Source organism: Alteriqipengyuania triglochinis (assembly GCF_054655655.1).
The window spans coordinates 47,202-63,262 of the sequence record NZ_BAAHNC010000001.1 but is presented as its reverse complement, the minus strand read 5'-3'; the positions used below and the strand labels follow the sequence as shown (position 1 = coordinate 63,262).

Genomic DNA, 16,061 nt, shown 5'->3' with positions numbered 1-16,061 from the left:
TGCCTTCGCCCTAGCCCATCTCTACGCCGCCGAGCAATGGAGCCCGTGCCTTCCCCTGCCGCTGAGGCCCGCCTTGCCGCGATCAATGCGCGGCTGGATCGGCCGATCGTGCTGGTCGGCCTGATGGGGGCGGGCAAATCGACCGTCGGGCGGCGGCTCGCCACGATCCTTGGGCGCAGCTTCATCGATACCGACGACGCCATCGAAGACGCGGCCAAGCTTTCCATCGCGGAGATCTTCAGCGAGTTCGGCGAGGATTATTTTCGCGACGGTGAACGCCGCGTGATCGCCCGCTTGATAGAGGAAGGCCACGGGGTGATCGCAACCGGCGGCGGGGCCTTCGTAAATCCAGGGACCCGCGCTCTGATCCTCGACCGCGCGATTGCGGTGTGGATCGATTGCGACCTCGAAACTCTCGTGGAGCGCACCGGGCGGCGCGATCATCGCCCGCTGCTGCGCGATGGCGATCCCGCAAAGATTCTGGACAGGCTGATACGCGAGCGCACGCCGTTCTACCGCGAGGCACCGATCCGGGTGGAGGGGCAGAAAGGCCCGCATACACGTACCGCATGGGCGATTATCGAAGGACTCGAACAATGGCTGTAGCCCCTACCAGGGTGGACGTCGCGCTCGCCGGGCGCAGCTATCAGGTGCGCGTCGGCGCAGGATTGCTGGATATCGCACATTGCGAGGCGCACGCCTTTATCGAACCCTTTGCCAAGCGCGCCATCCCTGTGGTGGCCGACGCGAATGCGAAGCGGCTGCTGGGCGAACGCCTGCAGGCATCCTTCCGTTCTGCCGGGCATGCGATCGACTGGTACGAGGTGACGCCGGGCGAAGGATCGAAGAGCTGGGCCGAGCTGGAAAAGCTGACCGACTGGTTGCTGGAGCGCGGCATTACCCGCTCGGACCATGTCTTCGCATTGGGCGGCGGGGTGGTCGGCGATCTGGTCGGCTTCGCCTGCGCGATCCTGAAGCGCGGGTGCGGCTTCGTTCAGCTGCCGACCACGCTGCTGGCGCAGGTCGATTCAAGCGTCGGCGGGAAGACCGCGATCAATGCGAGCGCGGGCAAGAACCTGATCGGCGCATTCCACCAGCCTGCGCTGGTGCTGGCCGACATTGCCTGCCTTGCCACCCTGCCCCAGCGCGAGATGCGCGCCGGGCTGGCGGAAGTGTTCAAGTACGGCCTGCTCGGCGATGCGGATTTCTTCGCACGGGTCGACGAGACCAGCGGTGCGATCATAGCGTGCGACGATGCCATGCTGGAGCCGGTGATCGCGCATTGCGTGGGTATGAAAGCGCGGATCGTCGCCGAGGACGAGCGCGAAACGAGGGACGCCCGCGCGCTGCTCAACCTCGGTCACACCTTCGGCCATGCGCTGGAGGCGGAAACGGGCTTTTCCGACAAGCTGCTGCATGGCGAAGCGGTGGCGCTTGGCATGGTGCTGGCCGCGCGCTTCTCCGCCCGGCGCGAGCTGATCTCGCTGGGGGATGCCGAGAGGGTCGCCGACGCGCTCGCGCGCGCCGGCCTGCCAACCGAGATCGCCGCGCTCAACCTCGATTGCGACGGCACCGCCCTCGCCCACCACATGCGCAACGACAAGAAGGCCGAGGCGAGCACCGTGCCCTTCATCCTGCTGCGCTCCATCGGCGAGGCCTATGTCGCGCGCGATGTCGATCTGACCGAGGTCGCCGCATTCCTCGACGAGCAGTTGCAGGCGCATTGATGACGCTCGAGCTTCGCGAAGTCTCGCTCGAGAACGCACAGGTTAGAGCGCTTGCGCTGGATCACGTCCGGCAGATGCGCGCCGGATCGCCGCCTGGGCAGGCCTTCGCGCTCGACCTGTCGGGCCTAGCCGATACTGCCATCACAATATTCGGCGCATGGCGCGGCGATGAGCTGCTCGGAATGGGCGCGCTCAAGCGTCTCACCCCCGATCATGCCGAGATTAAGTCGATGCGTACCCGTCCCGACGCTTTACGGCAGGGTTTGGCGCGGGCGCTGCTGGAAGCAATTGTCGAAACCGCACGCGGCGAAGGGATCGTGCGGCTCAGCCTGGAAACCGGCAGAGGGCCGATGTTCGAACCCGCGCTGGCGCTGTATCGTGCGCGCGGCTTTCGCAATGGCGAGGCATTTGCCGACTACAGCAACACCGATTTCAACCAGTGCCTGCACCTCGACCTATCACCCGAGTGATCGGAAATGGCGACCGTCATCATCCTCAACGGCGTCAGCAGCGTGGGCAAGACCACTCTGGCGAAAGCGATACAGAAGACCGCCCTTGCTGATTTCCTGCATCTTTCGATGGACGGTTTCATTGCCATGCTGCCTGATGGTCGCGAGTTCGCACCAGACTGGTTTCCGGTCGAGCATGACGAGGCAGAAGGTGGACCGGTGGTTGCGATTACCAGCGGCCCCCTGGGCGCGAAGCTGCTCGCCACGATGCGCAAGACCATTGCCGATCTCGCCGACAAGGGCTTCGATGTCGTGGTAGACGAGGTTTGCACGGCGCCCGCGATCACCGACTATCGGCAGCGGCTCGCGGGGCACAGCGTGCACGTAGTGAAAGTCACTGCCCACCTCGACGAAATCGAGCGCCGCGAACGCGAACGGGGCGATCGCCTGATCGGCCTCGCCCGCGGACAGGCCGGGCACCTGCATAATGGGATCGAGTACGATCAGGTGGTCGATGCGGGTGCGCGCTCAGCGGAGCAATGCGCTCAGGCAATCCTCGACGCGCTTGCCTAGCGGCCCCGCCATTACGAGCGTTACTGTGGCTAAAACAACCGCGACCCGTCGGGCACCGGCTTGTCCGGCGAGAACAGCACGACCTCCCCCGCATCGTCCGCAAAGCCCAGCGTCAGCACTTCGGACATCGCCGGGCCGATCTGCCGCGGCGGGAAGTTGACCACCGCCGCGACCTGCCGCCCGACAAGTTCCCCGCGGGAGTAATTCGCGGTGATCTGCGCGCTGGTTTTCTTCACGCCGATCGTCGGCCCGAAGTCGATCTCCAGCCTGTAGGCAGGCTTGCGCGCTTCGGGAAACTCATGTGCCGCCAGTACCGTGCCTACGCGGATATCGACCTTCAGGAACTGGTCGAAGCTGGTTTCCTCAGCCGCAGGCGTATCGGGTTCATGCGAGAGGTGCACTATTCAAGCTCCAGGATCACCTCGTCCACGGCAAGGCTGTCGCCCTCCGCAGCGTTGATCGAGGAAATCGTGCCTTCCTTCTCGGCACGCAGGATGTTCTCCATCTTCATCGCCTCGACCGTGGCGAGCGGCTGACCCGGCTGAACCTCGTCACCCTCGGCCACGTGCAGTTTCACCAGCAGGCCCGGCATCGGGCAAATCAGCATCTTGGAAAGATCGGGCGGTTCCTTCTCGATCATGTGATCGAGCAGCGGGGCGAGCCGCGCGGGCACCGCGATTCCCTTGTGAGTTTTGCCACGCGTGGTCAGCGCCCAGATCGCGCTGCTTTCCCGTCGCAGCTGGATGCCGAGATTCTCGCCGTTCCCGCTTGCCGCGGCGAGCACCATGCCCGGCTGCCAGTCGGTCTTGCCTGCGATCCACTCGCCATCGACGGTTGCCCCGCCTTCGCCCAGCGTCACCTCGAACTTGCGACCGTCTATTTTGACGACCCAGTCGGACGGCACCTCGGGGGGGCCATCGAGCCGACCCGAAATGCTCCCCTCGTGCGCCATGAGCGAGCATTGCGCGCCCGCCATCAGCGCTGCGACCAGCCGCACCCGGTCCTCATCCGCCGCCGCACCCTGGAAGCCATCGGGATATTCTTCCGCGATGAAGCCGGTGGTCAGCTCGCCCGAGCGGAAGCGCGGGTGCTGCATGATCGCGGACAGGAAATCCACATTGTGGCCCGGACCGTCGATGCGGAATGCGTCGAGCGCTTCGACCTGCAGGTCCGCCGCAGCATCGCGGGTCGGCCCCCAGGTGATCAGCTTGGCGATCATCGGGTCGTAGAATATCGAAACTTCGCCGCCTTCGAACACGCCGTCATCCACGCGGATGCCGCCGCCGCCCATCTCGTAGCCGCGCCGCCCGGCAGGGCCGCTGTTGCCCGTCCAGCCGGGAACCGGCGGTTCGTAGCGGACCAGCCGCCCGATCGAAGGCAGGAAATTGCGATACGGGTCTTCGGCATAGACGCGGGTTTCGATCGACCAGCCGTCGATCTCGATATCGTCCTGCTTGAAGGGCAGTTCCTCGCCCGCCGCCACGCGGATCATCCACTCGACCAGATCGATACCGGTGATCGCCTCGGTCACCGGGTGTTCCACCTGCAGGCGGGTGTTCATTTCGAGGAAGTAGAAGCTCTCCCCCGTCGTGTCCGCGCCGCTAACGATAAGTTCGACCGTCCCGGCGGAGAAGTACCCCACCGCCTGCGACAGCGCGACCGCCTGCTCGCCCATCGCCTCGCGCATTTCGGGCGTAACGAAGGGTGACGGCGCTTCCTCGACCACCTTCTGGTGGCGGCGCTGGATCGAGCATTCGCGCTCATTGAGATAGAGCGTGTTGCCCTGCCGGTCGGCCAGGATCTGGATCTCGATATGGCGCGGGTCTTCGATGAACTTCTCGATAAACACGCGGTCATCGCCGAAGGAGTTAAGCCCTTCGCGCCTGGTCGCCTCGAAGCCTTCTTCCACATCAGTGTCGTTCCAGGCGAGGCGCATGCCCTTGCCGCCGCCGCCGGCGGACGCCTTCATCATCACCGGATAGCCGATCTCGTTCGAGATCTTGAGCGCTTCCTCGGTGGTATCGATCGCGTCCTTGGAGCCCGGCACGGTGTTCACGCCCGCTTCCTTGGCCAGTTTCTTCGATTCGATTTTGTCGCCCATGGCGGCGATGGCCTTGGCCGGCGGGCCGATGAAGACGATGCCTTCTTTGTCCAGCGCTTCGACGAAGCTCGCGCGTTCTGACAGGAAGCCATAGCCCGGATGGACCGCTTCGGCCCCGGTCTGCTTGCACGCCTCGATGATCTTGTCCGCCAGCAGGTAGCTTTCGGCCGCCGGCGCGGGGCCGATATGCAAAGCCTCGTCCGCCATCTTCACGAAGGGCGCGCGGGCATCGGCATCGGAATAGACCGCCACGGTGGCGATCCCCATCCGCTTGCAGGTCTGGATGACGCGGCAGGCAATCTCGCCGCGGTTGGCAATCAGGATCTTGGAAAACACTAGCCCGGAAACTCCAGATATTCACGTAGTTGCTTGGTGCGCGCCTCGGTCAGCGCGGTGAGGCAGGTCGAGCGGATCAGCGGCATGATCGAACCGCCGCGATACTGGTTGGCCTCGAACGAACAATGCGCGTCGCGATAGGTCAGCCAGGCGCGCTGCGCGGCCAGCAGCTCGCGGTGCTGCGTGCCCCCGCCAACTGCCTTGTCGGTCTCCTTCGCGCGCGAAGCAGCCTTTTTCCAGACCGCGTTGAGTTCGCGGTCGCTCGCCTGGTACTCGCGACCGGCGCAGATATTCATAGCCATCTGGGTCATCGCGTTATCGCAATCGACCTTGGGCTCGGCGGCTTGCGCGCTGGCCAGCAGCGCCAAAGCGGTCAGGATCATGATCCGGCCTCCTCTCTTCGTTTCATCGCATAGCCGATTAACGCATGAGCGTAAGCCCCCGTGCCCCGCCGTTCGCTTTCTCCCGCGATCAGCCTTGCGGTGGCATCGGCGAGTCGCGCGGTATTGGCGGGAGATAGCGTGCCGAGCGGCGCGACATAAATGCCGATGGTGAACAGAATCGCGCCCGTGCGCGGCAGGCGGCGCAGCGTCTGGCGTTCGGAGCGGACGAACAGCGTCTCCCCCGCATTGCCCTGCGTGACATGCGCGAAGGCCCGTTCGGGCGGCTCGGCAACCCAGCGCATGTCGGGCGTTGCGGCCATGAACCAGTTCGCGCGGCCATATATCGGCCCTGCCCGCAGCTTTCCCATGAAGCGGTCGACCCCGCTGGCGAGCTGTTCCTCGTAGCCCTGAATCGGCGCGTGGAGCGCGCGCAAGGGGAGCCCGATCTTGTCGGCGGGCGTCCAGTCGGACGGCCACGCGACCGCCGCCCCGACCAGGCGATAGTACTCCTCCCCATCGCGGCGCGTGAGCAGGCACATGTCCTCGTGATGCGCGTGAGCAGCGTCGACCAGCCCGCCAGAGACACCGAGCCCGGTGGCCAGTTCGCGGCCTGCGGCCTCGCCCTCGGGTGTCAGCTGAATACCGTCGGGGAACGCCGCGAAGCCTTCCGCACGCGCGGCAAGGTCGGGATCGGGCTGGAGCCACTCGTTCCCGCCCAGCTTCACCAGCCCCATCTTGAGTTTCCCGCCACCACGCGCGTGAGGCAGCAACTCGTCGACGGCGAAGCCAAGCGACAATTCCTAGCTCGCGCAGTCCACGGTGAAGCCCCACTCCTCGTCGACCTCCGCACCGGTCGGGAACAGGAATTGGAGCACCTGCGGGGTCAGCACATGATAGGCGGTGGCGTGGGTCAGGTCGCTACGGGGGAGCAGGCATGCTGTCTCCCCGCCAGCCTCTGCCACCAGCCGCGTGCCCTTTTCGGTCATCGGGCCTTCGTTGGAGAAGCTGAGGAGGATCGGTCCCCGCTCGCGTCCGTCTTTCACCACGGCAGCCGCCCATTTGCCGAGTGCGACGTCGTGCCACCACAGGCTCGGGTCGATCGCGGCGTATTTGTCGAACAGGTCGGGTTCGACCAGCCAGGTTTCCGCGATGAACAGCCCGGCGAGCGATTCGCCCATCACCGCATCTTCGCCGGCGGTGCGATAGTTCGCCTCGACCAGCGGCTTTACCTTGTCGCGAATGAAGGCGCGAAACTTCGCCGCATCACCCGCGGTGGGGAAACGCTCGCGCTCCTCGGCATTGCCCTCGTCGCCGATCAGCTCGGCGCGGCGATCATCGGTCTGGATACCGACCACGATCACGGGCTGGGAGCGGCCCCACAGAGCATTGAGCGCGGCGGTGCCCGCGACATGCAGGAAATCCTGATCGAGCCCGCCGTCTATCAGATAGAGGACCGGATACGGCTCTGTCCCGTCCGCATAGCCATCGGGCAGGTAGACATTGATCTGACGTGGGTCGCTTTCGATATATTCGATCAGATGCGTCGCCCCGATGGTGATCGGTTCGGCGCTTGCAGGCTCCTGCGCGAGAGCAGGAGCCGAAAGCGCCAGCACCATCATGGCGAACAGCATTTTCATTCGGCAGGCTCCATGTCCTGCTCACGTCCGCAGGCCCGCATCGGTTCCGCGCCCTGCAACGGCATCAAGCCGAGCTTTGCGAACAGCGCGCCGTCGCTGTCGTCGCCCGCATTGGGGGCGGTCAGCAGCTTGTCGCCGGTGAAGATCGAGTTCGCGCCCGCGAGGAAGCACAGCGCCTGCGTGGCCTCGGACATGCTTTCGCGGCCCGCGCTGAGGCGCACCATGCTCATCGGCATGGTGATCCGCGCGACCGCGACCGTGCGGACGAATTCGATATCGTCGATCTTGGCGAGCGGCGTATCGGCCAACATGTCGCCGAGCACCGTGCCCTTGACCGGGACCAGCGCATTCACCGGCACGCTTTCAGGATGCTTTTCCAGCGTGGCGAGCGTGTGGACGAAGCCGACGCGATCCTCGCGCGTCTCGCCCATGCCCACGATCCCGCCGGAACACACGTTGATCCCGGCATCGCGCACGTTCTGCAACGTATCGAGCCGGTCCTGATAATTGCGGGTCGAGATCACGCGCTCGTAATATTCCGGGCCGGTGTCGACATTGTGGTTGTAGTAATCGAGCCCCGCCTCTTTCAGCATATCCGCCTGTTCGGGCGTCAGCATGCCCAGCGTCATGCAGGTCTCAAGCCCCATCTCGCGCACGCCCTTCACGATCTCGATAATCGCGGGCATGTCGCGGTCCTTGGGGTTGCGCCATGCGGCACCCATGCAGAAGCGCTGGCTGCCTGCATCCTTCGCCTGCGCCGCGGTTTGCAGCACGGCGCGCACATCCATCAGCTTCGTCGCCTCGACGCCGCTATCGGCCTTCACCGACTGCGAGCAATAGCCGCAATCCTCCGGACACCCGCCGGTCTTGATGCTGAGCAGCGTGCACAGCTGGACCTGTTCGGGCGGATGGTTCTCGCGGTGAACGCTTGCGGCCTGGAACAGCAGCTCGGTGAAGGGAAGGTCGAAAAGCTGCGCGATTTCTTCGCGGGTCCAGTCGGTGCGGATTTGGGTCAACGATGGTTCCAACTGTAAAAGTGAGTCACAGGGTGAAAAAGGAAGCGAGCTTCTCTTCGGAGAATTTGAGCTCGGGCGCGTTTGTGTCGATCCATTTGAACACGCAGGCCCGGCTGTCCTCATCTGCATTGACGATATCGTACACCGCTATTCTATCATCGACCCCATCGATACGGCTGGCCAGCCCGCAATGCGCGATGTCCTGCCGGAATTGATACATCCGTTCAATCGGCCCAACCGCGACGCTCTCCAGATTGTAGATGGCTACACCTCCGACCTCGAAAATCGGCTCGCAGATCATGGGATCACGGATGGGAGCGGTTATGGCGCACTCATCCTGTGGTTCGACCGGCTCCCGAGGAGCGGCCAGCGCAATAAGAAGTAGCTCGATCACTCCATCGTCTCCCTAACCTCGTCACCCCCGCGCAGGCGGGGGGCCCGCTTCTTTCCGTGCGGTACCAAAGAAGAAGCGGGACGCCGGATCAAGTCCGGGGTGACGAGGGGAGGAAGTGTCACTCAGCTGTTCCTCAACCCACCTCGGCCAGAGCCTGCTCAAGGTCGGCCTTGATGTCCTCGATATTCTCGATGCCGACCGACACGCGCACCACATCGGGCCCCGCGCCCGCCGCGATCAGCTCGGTTTCGCCGAGCTGGCTATGCGTCGTCGAGGCGGGGTGGATGATGAGCGAGCGGGTGTCGCCGATATTGGCGAGGTGGCTGAACAGCTTCACGTTGGAGACCAGCGCCGTCCCTGCGTCGTATCCGCCCTTCAGGCCGAAGGTGAACACCGCGCCGCCGCGCCCGCCGAGGTATTTCTTAGCGAGGCTGTGATAGTCGCTATCCGGCAATCCGGCGTAGGATACCCAGGCCACCTTCTCGTGCCCCTTGAGCCATTCGGCCAGATCGCGCGCATTCTCGCAATGGCGGTCCATCCGCAGGTGCAGCGTTTCCATCCCCGTCAGCGCGAGGAAGGCGTTCATCGGTGCGAGCGCCGGGCCGAGATCGCGCAGGCCGAGCACGCGGCAGGCGATGATGAAGGCGATCGGGCCGACCGGTTCCAGCGCATCGACCAGCACCGCGCCGTGGTACGACCCGTTGGGCCGGGTGAGCGAGGCGAACTTGTCGCCCTGTGCCTTCCAGTCGAACTTGCCGCTGTCGACGATCACGCCGCCGATGGCATTTCCGTGGCCGTTGAGGAACTTGGTGGTCGAATGGGTGACGATATCCGCGCCGAAATCGAACGGCTTGCACAGCGCAGGGCTGGCCATGGTGTTGTCCACGATCAGCGGCACACCGCCCGCGTGGGCCACGTCGGCAATAGCGGAAATATCGCTGACCACACCGCCCGGATTGGCGAGGCTTTCGATGAAAACGCAGCGCGTCTTGTCATCCATCGCGGCGCGGATATTTTCGGGGTCGTCGGCATCGACGAAGCGCGTTTCCCAGCCGAATTTGAGGAACGCCTCGCCCATCTGGTTGAGCGATCCGCCATACAGCTTGCGCGCCGCGACGATATTGCAGCCCGGCTCCATCAGCGTGTGGAACGCGATCAGCTGCGCGGCGTGGCCCGACGCGACGGCCAGCGCGCCCACGCCGCCTTCCATCGCCGCGATCTTCTTCTCCAGCGCGTCGTTGGTCGGGTTCATGATACGCGAATAAATGTTCCCGAATTCCGACAGCGAGAACAGGTTGGCCGCATGTTCGGGGCTGTCGAACACGTAGCTCGCCGTCTGGTAGATCGGCGTAATGCGCGCGTTCGTGGTCGGATCAGGCTCGCACCCGGCGTGGACGGCGAGCGTTTCGGGGTGGAGTTCGGTCATCGGGGGGGGGCTCCATTTGGTCGGTGTGGGTGGGTAGTAAATCGCACTGCTATTGCACGGATGGGTCGGCACAGCCTGCGCGATCTCGGGTCATTCAACTAACGACTCGTTTCTTCGCATATATTGATGCCTTGGGCCGATGATTCACAGTTCAAGCCGCATTCGTAGTCACCCTTTACAGGTTTCCCATCGCGATAGAGCTTTTCACTCTCCAGCTTTGCCAAGGCTGTGTCGCGGCAAAGCTCCAACGTCTCAAACTCACCAATTGGTTGATCGACTAGGAGATTTGCGCCGTCGGGGTAGACCCAACCGTTCCAAGTGTCCGGTTCGCCGCAACCTGTCAGCGAAATCAAACCGAAACAAATGGCGATAATCTTCACTCCGCCGGATCCTCCAACGTCATTGCGAGGAGCCACAGGCGACGCGGCAATCCAGAGCTGGGACGTGCCGCCCTGGATTGCGTCGCTACGCTCGCAATGACGAATGGCGAGGTCGTCACTCCGCCGCCTCGTCCATCTCGTCATCGGGCGGTGGCATGTTGTGGCCGAGCAGCCGCAGCATGTCCGCCGCGCATTCGACCACGTTGCTGCCGGGGCCGTAAATGCCCTGCACGCCTGCATCGCGCAGGAACTGGTAGTCGCTTTGCGGGATCACGCCGCCGGCGGTCACCTTGATGTCGCCGCGGCCCGCGTCTTTCAGCAGCCGGATCAGCTCGGGGATCAGCGTCTTGTGACCCGCCGCCAGCGAAGACGCGCCGATTGCGTCGACACCTTCAGTCAGCGCCATTTCGAGCGTTTCCTGCGGGGTCTGGAACAGCGGGCCAGAGACGACATCGAAGCCCATGTCGGCGAAGGCGGATGCGATCACGTTGGCACCGCGATCGTGGCCATCCTGGCCCATCTTGGCGACCATGAGCTTGGGCTTGCGGCCCAGCCGCTGCTCGACCGCGTCGACGCCCTGCACGACCTGGCTGTAGCGACTGTCCGACGCATAGGCCTTGGAATAGACGCCCCTCACCGGGGTCGGCTTGGTGTCGTAACGCCCGAAGACGTCTTCCATCGCGCTGGAAATCTCGCCCAGCGTAGCATCGTGCCGCGCCGCTTCGACTGCGAGCGCGAGCAGGTTGCCTTCCTTCTGCGCCGCGCCGCGCGCCAGCGCGTCGAGCGCGGCCTGGCAGGCAATGTTATCGCGCTGGGAGCGAACCTTCTCCAGCCGCGCGATCTGCGACTGGCGGACCTTGTGGTTGTCGATATCGAGCGTCTCGATCTCGTCCTCGGTCTCGCGCCGGTACTTGTTCACGCCGACGATCACCGTCTCGCCGCGATCGACATTGGTCTGCTTCTCGGCCGCCGCCTGCTCGATCCGCCGCTTGGGTTCACCCGTGGCGACGAACTTGGTCATCCCGCCCGCTGCGTCGACCTCGTCGATGATCTTCTTGGCTTCCTCGACCAGCTTGGCGGTGAGCGCCTCGACATAATACGAGCCACCCAGCGGATCGGCGACGTTGGTGATGCCGGTCTCTTCCTCCAGCACCAGCTGCGTGTTGCGCGCGATGCGGGCGGAGAAGTCGGTCGGCAGCGCGATCGCCTCGTCCAGCGCATTGGTGTGGAGCGACTGCGTGCCGCCCAGCACTGCCGCCATCGCCTCGATCGTGGTGCGGATGACGTTGTTGTAAGGGTCCTGCTCTTGCAGCGAGACACCCGAGGTCTGGCAATGCGTGCGCAGCATCTTGGACTTCGGATTCTGCGCGCCCAGATCGGTCATCACGTCGTGCCAAAGCGCGCGCGCGGCGCGCATCTTGGCGACTTCCATGAAGAAGTTCATCCCGATGCCCCAGAAGAAACTGAGCCGCGGGGCGAAGGCGTCGATGTCGAGGCCGGTGTCCATCGCGCGCTGGGCGTATTCCTTGCCGTCGGCGATGGTGAAGGCGAGCTCCTGCACCGCCGTCGCACCCGCTTCGTGCATGTGATAGCCGCTGATGGAAATGCTGTTGAAACGCGGCATGTGGTCGGATGTGTAGGCGATAATGTCGCTCACGATCCGCATGCTCGGTTCGGGCGGGTAGATGTAGGTGTTGCGGACCATGAACTCCTTGAGGATGTCGTTCTGGATGGTCCCGGAAAGCTTGTCCTGGCTGACGCCCGAGCGCTCCGCCGCGACGATGTAGAACGCCAGCACGGGGATCACCGCGCCGTTCATCGTCATCGAGACGCTCATCGTGTCGAGCGGGATCTGGTCGAACAGGATCTGCATGTCCGCCACGGTGTCGATCGCGACGCCCGCCTTGCCGACATCGCCGACCACGCGCGGATGATCGCTGTCATAGCCGCGGTGCGTGGCGAGGTCGAAGGCGACGCTCAGCCCCTTTTGCCCGGCGGCGAGGTTGCGGCGGTAGAAGGCGTTCGATTCCTCGGCGGTCGAAAAGCCCGCATACTGGCGGATGGTCCACGGGCGGCCGGTATACATGCTCGCGTAGGGCCCGCGCGTGAACGGTTCGAAACCCGGCAGGCCGGGGTCGATGTCCTTGGTATCCTCGGCCGTGTAGAGCGGCTTCACATCGAAGCCCTCCAGCGTGTGCCAGGTCAGGTCGCGGCCTTTAACTTCCTTGTCGGCCTTGGCCTGCCAGTCGTCGTAGTTGGGGGTCTTGTCAGTCATGCCCCTCCCCTAGCGCCTCGTATCGCGCCTATGCAACGCGCGACGCGCAGTGCCCGTCAGGCGTTTGCACTCTCTCGCGCGGAGACGCGGGTGTGCCAATCGCCCAAGGCATCCAGCCCTTCGGTCGTGTCGAGGCCGATGAACTTCGCGAAATCGACAGTGGTGAGCAGCAGGATGTCGGCAGCGGTGTAGCTGTCGCCCGCGAAGTATTCGGTCTCTGCCAGCGAGCGGTCGAAGAACTTCAGCGCTTCGGCCACGCGCGGGCGGTTGGCTTCGCCCCACTCGGCATTGCGGCCCGGCAGCGCGGCGGTGAAAGGATGCGTGTGGACCCACACGGCGGCGACCGGCGGCATCAGGATCATCTCGACCCGGCGGCACCACATCTCGATCTGCGCGATTTCGAGCGGGGTGCTGCCGAACAGCGGCGGCTCGGGATGCAGCGCTTCGAGATAGCGCATGATCGCCACGCTCTCGGCAATCACCGTGCCATCGTCGAGCTCGAGGATCGGCGTCTGCCCGCGCGGGTTCTTGGCGAGGTAATCGGGCGCCTTCTGCTCGCGCTGCGGGATCGAGACTTCCTTGGAGGGTAGCTCGATGCCCTTTTCGGCGGCGAAGATGCGCACGCGGCGCGGATTGGGCGCTGGGTTGGGGCTATCGTAGAACAGCATCACAGGTTCCTCTCCTTAGTCCCTTCTTTCGTCATCCCCGCGAAGGCGGGGATCCAGATAAGGGCTGTTCTCGTCGGCAAGGTCAGCTGGGCCCCTGCCTTCGCAGGGGCGACGAGCTGAGGCGCGGATCGGTGCCCACCCTCAACCCTTCGCCAGATCAGTGTGCGCCGTCCTTCGGCGTCTCCATGATCTCCGTCAGCTGGCCCACCATGTCCTTGGGGTGGAGGAAGAAGATCGGCGTGCCGTGCGCGCCAATGCGCGTCGGGCCGAGGATGCGCTTGCCCTTCGCTTCGAACCATTCGCGAGCCTGCTCGATGTCTTCCACTTCGTAGCAGACATGGTGCTGGCCCCCGGAGGGGTTCTTGGCGAGGAAACCGTTGATGGGGGAGCTTTCGTCATAGGGCTCGATCAGCTCGATCTGCGTACCCTTGCCGACTTCGCCCGTACTGTCGGGCGTATCGACGAAGCAGACCTTCACGCCCTGTTCGGGCAGGTCGAACGGCTCGGTGATCCGCACCGCGCCCATCGTGTCGCGGTAATAGGCGACGGAGTCCGCGATCGAAGGCGTCGCGACGCCGATATGGTTGAGACGGCCGAGTTTCACTCTTTGAGCTCCTTCGCTTTGTTGCGTTGGATGATACGTTGCCGCCTTTCCACTGGTCCACCAATCATAATATTGTCGACATCCGCTGCGAACTCAGCATGCTTACCGGAATCTGCATCAGCGCGCATGGCTTCTAATAACCCCACAAGAGCAGCCTTCTTTTCGTCTGACATCGTCTCATCAGTGTTTGAGTAGAAATTGCTTAGCGCCCGGATTACTTTCGGCGAACCATGAACCATCAATTTACTGTGCGCATGGTCGAAACGCTCTTTGACGAACGTTAAAACTTGCTCTTCTCCGTCAGTCCGTGGCTGACCACTTAGTAGTTTTGCCATAACCGCGCCAAAGTCTGGTCGTTCGGCAACCGCCCAGATTTCGATGAACGCAGAATAGGCCTCTAAACGCCTTTCCAGACGCGATTTTCGATCCTCGTTCCACTTGGCCAGCCCCCAGCCCAAAAGCAGGGTGAGAATTGGTAGCCCGCCGGAGATAAGAGCTTCCATGCTGTCTACCTAAAGCGGAATATTATCGTGCTTCTTCCACGGGTTGCTCAGTTCCTTGCCGCGCAGCTTGCGCAGCCCCAGCGCAATCCGCCGCCGGGTGGAGCGCGGGTAGATAACCTCGTCGATATAGCCGCGTGAGGCGGCGACGAAGGGGTTGGCGAAGCGGTCCTCGTATTCCTTGGTCTTCTCGGCGATCTTGTCGGGGTCGTCGCGGTCCTGGCGGAAGATGATCTCCACCGCGCCCTTCGCGCCCATCACCGCGATCTCGGCGGTCGGCCAGGCGTAGTTGAGGTCGCCCCGCAGGTGTTTGCTCGCCATCACGTCATACGCGCCGCCATAGGCCTTGCGGGTGATGACGGTGATCTTGGGCACGGTCGCCTCGGCATAGGCGAACAGCAGCTTCGCGCCGTGCTTGATGATGCCGCCGAGTTCCTGGCTGGTGCCGGGGAGGAAGCCGGGCACGTCGACGAAGGTCAGGATGGGAATGTCGAACGCGTCGCAGAAGCGCACGAAACGCGCGGCTTTCTTCGACGAGTTGATGTCGAGCACGCCCGCCAGCACCAGCGGCTGGTTGGCGACCACGCCCACGGTGCGGCCTTCGACGCGGCCGAAGCCGCAGATGATGTTGCCCGCGTGCTTGGGCTGGATCTCGAAGAAGTCGCCGTCGTCTAGCACCTTCGAGATGACCTCGTGCATGTCATACGGCTGGTTGGCATTGTCGGGGATCAGCGTGTCGAGGCTTTCCTCCACCCGGTCCCACGGATCATTGCTCGGCATGTCGGGCACCGGCTCGCGGTTCGACAGCGGGAGGAAGTCGAAGAAGCGGCGCGTCGCCATCAGCGTTTCGATGTCGTTCTCGAACGCATCGTCCGCCACGCTGGTCTTGGTGGTGTGGGTGATCGCGCCGCCCAGCTCTTCCTGCGTGACGACTTCGTTGGTGACCGTTTTCACCACGTCGGGCCCGGTGACGAACATGTAGGAGCTGTCCTTCACCATGAAGATGAAGTCGGTCATCGCGGGGCTGTAAACCGCGCCGCCAGCACAAGGCCCCATGATGACGCTGATCTGCGGGATCACGCCACTGGCGAGCACGTTGCGCTGGAACACCTCGGCATAGCCGCCGAGCGAGGCCACGCCTTCCTGAATACGCGCACCACCCGAATCATTGAGGCCGATCACCGGCGCGCCGACCTTCATCGCGCTGTCCATCACCTTGCAGATCTTCTCCGCATGGCGCTTCGACAGCGAACCGCCGAACACGGTGAAATCCTGGCTGAAGACATAGACCAGCCGGCCATTGATCGTGCCCGACCCGGTGACGACGCCGTCACCCATGATCTGCTGGTCTTCCATGCCGAAATCGGTGCAGTCGTGGACGACGTAGGTATCCAGCTCCTCGAAGCTTCCTTCGTCGAGCAGCACATCGAGCCGCTCGCGCGCGGTCAGCTTGCCCTTGGCATGCTGCGCATCGATCCGCTTCTGGCCGCCACCCATACGGGCAGCCTCGCGGCGCTTTTCCATTTCGGCAATATTGGCTGACATCGGCATCCCTCTGAAACTGTCGGAGATGCGTTGCACGGCTGGGCCGT

The 16,061-nt window shown here is 63.9% G+C and carries 18 protein-coding genes; 4 read left to right on the top strand and 14 right to left on the bottom strand.

The window, feature by feature from the left end:
• Positions 1 to 36: 36 nt before the first annotated feature.
• The 4 genes from ACYQ0L_RS00340 to ACYQ0L_RS00325 are packed head-to-tail and all read left to right on the top strand — an operon-like array spanning position 37 to position 2,749.
• The gene (locus tag ACYQ0L_RS00340) at positions 37 to 606 is read left to right on the top strand and encodes a shikimate kinase (RefSeq protein WP_459786937.1); all 570 of its coding nucleotides are present in this window, start codon (positions 37 to 39) and stop codon (positions 604 to 606) included.
• Positions 597 to 1,727: a 3-dehydroquinate synthase gene (gene aroB, locus ACYQ0L_RS00335; protein WP_459786936.1), complete on the top strand. Its 1,131-nt coding sequence runs from the start codon at positions 597 to 599 to the stop codon at positions 1,725 to 1,727. Before ACYQ0L_RS00340 ends, aroB begins: the two co-directional genes overlap by 10 nt.
• On the top strand, positions 1,727 to 2,197 hold the full coding sequence (locus ACYQ0L_RS00330; RefSeq protein WP_459786935.1) for a GNAT family N-acetyltransferase: 471 nt from the start codon (positions 1,727 to 1,729) through the stop codon (positions 2,195 to 2,197). The genes aroB and ACYQ0L_RS00330 overlap by 1 nt, the downstream gene beginning before the upstream one ends.
• 6 nt (positions 2,198 to 2,203) lie before the next feature.
• Complete coding sequence (locus ACYQ0L_RS00325; protein ID WP_459786934.1) at positions 2,204 to 2,749, top strand: chloramphenicol phosphotransferase CPT family protein; 546 nt, start codon at positions 2,204 to 2,206, stop codon at positions 2,747 to 2,749.
• Positions 2,750 to 2,778: 29 nt separating this feature from the next.
• On the opposite strand, the gene ACYQ0L_RS00320 is transcribed toward ACYQ0L_RS00325, so the two are convergent.
• From ACYQ0L_RS00320 to ACYQ0L_RS00255, 14 genes are all read right to left on the bottom strand, one after another.
• Positions 2,779 to 3,150, bottom strand: a complete 372-nt coding sequence (locus ACYQ0L_RS00320; protein ID WP_459786933.1) for a tRNA-binding protein — start codon at positions 3,148 to 3,150, stop codon at positions 2,779 to 2,781.
• A complete protein-coding gene (locus ACYQ0L_RS00315; RefSeq protein ID WP_459786932.1) occupies positions 3,150 to 5,186 on the bottom strand; it encodes an ATP-binding protein in 2,037 nt (678 codons plus the stop codon). The genes ACYQ0L_RS00320 and ACYQ0L_RS00315 overlap by 1 nt, the downstream gene beginning before the upstream one ends.
• Entirely contained in the window at positions 5,186 to 5,569 is a 384-nt protein-coding gene (locus ACYQ0L_RS00310) for a lysozyme inhibitor LprI family protein (protein ID WP_459786931.1), read from the bottom strand. The genes ACYQ0L_RS00315 and ACYQ0L_RS00310 overlap by 1 nt, the downstream gene beginning before the upstream one ends.
• Positions 5,566 to 6,366 carry a heme-dependent oxidative N-demethylase family protein gene (locus tag ACYQ0L_RS00305; RefSeq protein WP_459786930.1) on the bottom strand — a complete coding sequence of 267 codons (801 nt, stop codon included), beginning with the start codon at positions 6,364 to 6,366 and terminating at the stop codon, positions 5,566 to 5,568. Before ACYQ0L_RS00305 ends, ACYQ0L_RS00310 begins: the two co-directional genes overlap by 4 nt.
• Positions 6,367 to 6,369: 3 nt before the next feature.
• A complete protein-coding gene (locus ACYQ0L_RS00300; protein WP_459786929.1) occupies positions 6,370 to 7,206 on the bottom strand; it encodes an alpha/beta hydrolase in 837 nt (278 codons plus the stop codon).
• Positions 7,203 to 8,222: a biotin synthase BioB gene (gene bioB, locus ACYQ0L_RS00295; protein WP_459786928.1), complete on the bottom strand. Its 1,020-nt coding sequence runs from the start codon at positions 8,220 to 8,222 to the stop codon at positions 7,203 to 7,205. The genes ACYQ0L_RS00300 and bioB overlap by 4 nt, the downstream gene beginning before the upstream one ends.
• A 25-nt stretch (positions 8,223 to 8,247) precedes the next feature.
• Positions 8,248 to 8,616, bottom strand: a complete 369-nt coding sequence (locus ACYQ0L_RS00290; protein ID WP_459786927.1) for a hypothetical protein — start codon at positions 8,614 to 8,616, stop codon at positions 8,248 to 8,250.
• Between the two features lie 133 nt (positions 8,617 to 8,749).
• A complete protein-coding gene (locus ACYQ0L_RS00285) occupies positions 8,750 to 10,042 on the bottom strand; it encodes an O-acetylhomoserine aminocarboxypropyltransferase (protein WP_459786926.1) in 1,293 nt (430 codons plus the stop codon).
• Between the two features lie 98 nt (positions 10,043 to 10,140).
• Entirely contained in the window at positions 10,141 to 10,422 is a 282-nt protein-coding gene (locus ACYQ0L_RS00280; protein ID WP_459786925.1) for a hypothetical protein, read from the bottom strand.
• A gap of 115 nt (positions 10,423 to 10,537) precedes the next feature.
• Positions 10,538 to 12,697: a methylmalonyl-CoA mutase gene (gene scpA / locus ACYQ0L_RS00275; protein ID WP_459786924.1), complete on the bottom strand. Its 2,160-nt coding sequence runs from the start codon at positions 12,695 to 12,697 to the stop codon at positions 10,538 to 10,540.
• Between the two features lie 56 nt (positions 12,698 to 12,753).
• Positions 12,754 to 13,365 carry a glutathione S-transferase family protein gene (locus ACYQ0L_RS00270; RefSeq protein ID WP_459786923.1) on the bottom strand — a complete coding sequence of 204 codons (612 nt, stop codon included), beginning with the start codon at positions 13,363 to 13,365 and terminating at the stop codon, positions 12,754 to 12,756.
• 157 nt (positions 13,366 to 13,522) lie between these two features.
• A complete protein-coding gene (gene mce, locus ACYQ0L_RS00265) occupies positions 13,523 to 13,969 on the bottom strand; it encodes a methylmalonyl-CoA epimerase (RefSeq protein ID WP_459786922.1) in 447 nt (148 codons plus the stop codon).
• Positions 13,966 to 14,472 carry a hypothetical protein gene (locus tag ACYQ0L_RS00260; protein ID WP_459786921.1) on the bottom strand — a complete coding sequence of 169 codons (507 nt, stop codon included), beginning with the start codon at positions 14,470 to 14,472 and terminating at the stop codon, positions 13,966 to 13,968. The genes mce and ACYQ0L_RS00260 overlap by 4 nt, the downstream gene beginning before the upstream one ends.
• Before the next feature lie 9 nt (positions 14,473 to 14,481).
• Positions 14,482 to 16,014, bottom strand: coding sequence for an acyl-CoA carboxylase subunit beta (locus ACYQ0L_RS00255; RefSeq protein ID WP_459786920.1), 1,533 nt, complete (start codon positions 16,012 to 16,014; stop codon positions 14,482 to 14,484).
• Positions 16,015 to 16,061: the final 47 nt, after the last annotated feature.

Excerpts from the sequence above, each read along its gene's own strand:
- ACYQ0L_RS00340 (WP_459786937.1), top strand. The coding sequence starts at position 37 with ATGGAGCCCGTGCCTTCCCCTGCCGCTGAGGCCCGCCTTGCCGCGATC.
- aroB (WP_459786936.1), top strand. The coding sequence starts at position 597 with ATGGCTGTAGCCCCTACCAGGGTGGACGTCGCGCTCGCCGGGCGCAGC.
- ACYQ0L_RS00330 (WP_459786935.1), top strand. The coding sequence starts at position 1,727 with ATGACGCTCGAGCTTCGCGAAGTCTCGCTCGAGAACGCACAGGTTAGA.
- ACYQ0L_RS00325 (WP_459786934.1), top strand. The coding sequence starts at position 2,204 with ATGGCGACCGTCATCATCCTCAACGGCGTCAGCAGCGTGGGCAAGACC.
- ACYQ0L_RS00310 (WP_459786931.1), bottom strand. The coding sequence starts at position 5,569 with ATGATCCTGACCGCTTTGGCGCTGCTGGCCAGCGCGCAAGCCGCCGAG.
- ACYQ0L_RS00300 (WP_459786929.1), bottom strand. The coding sequence starts at position 7,206 with ATGAAAATGCTGTTCGCCATGATGGTGCTGGCGCTTTCGGCTCCTGCT.
- ACYQ0L_RS00285 (WP_459786926.1), bottom strand. The coding sequence starts at position 10,042 with ATGACCGAACTCCACCCCGAAACGCTCGCCGTCCACGCCGGGTGCGAG.
- scpA (WP_459786924.1), bottom strand. The coding sequence starts at position 12,697 with ATGACTGACAAGACCCCCAACTACGACGACTGGCAGGCCAAGGCCGAC.
- ACYQ0L_RS00270 (WP_459786923.1), bottom strand. The coding sequence starts at position 13,365 with ATGCTGTTCTACGATAGCCCCAACCCAGCGCCCAATCCGCGCCGCGTG.
- ACYQ0L_RS00260 (WP_459786921.1), bottom strand. The coding sequence starts at position 14,472 with ATGGAAGCTCTTATCTCCGGCGGGCTACCAATTCTCACCCTGCTTTTG.
- ACYQ0L_RS00255 (WP_459786920.1), bottom strand. The coding sequence starts at position 16,014 with ATGTCAGCCAATATTGCCGAAATGGAAAAGCGCCGCGAGGCTGCCCGT.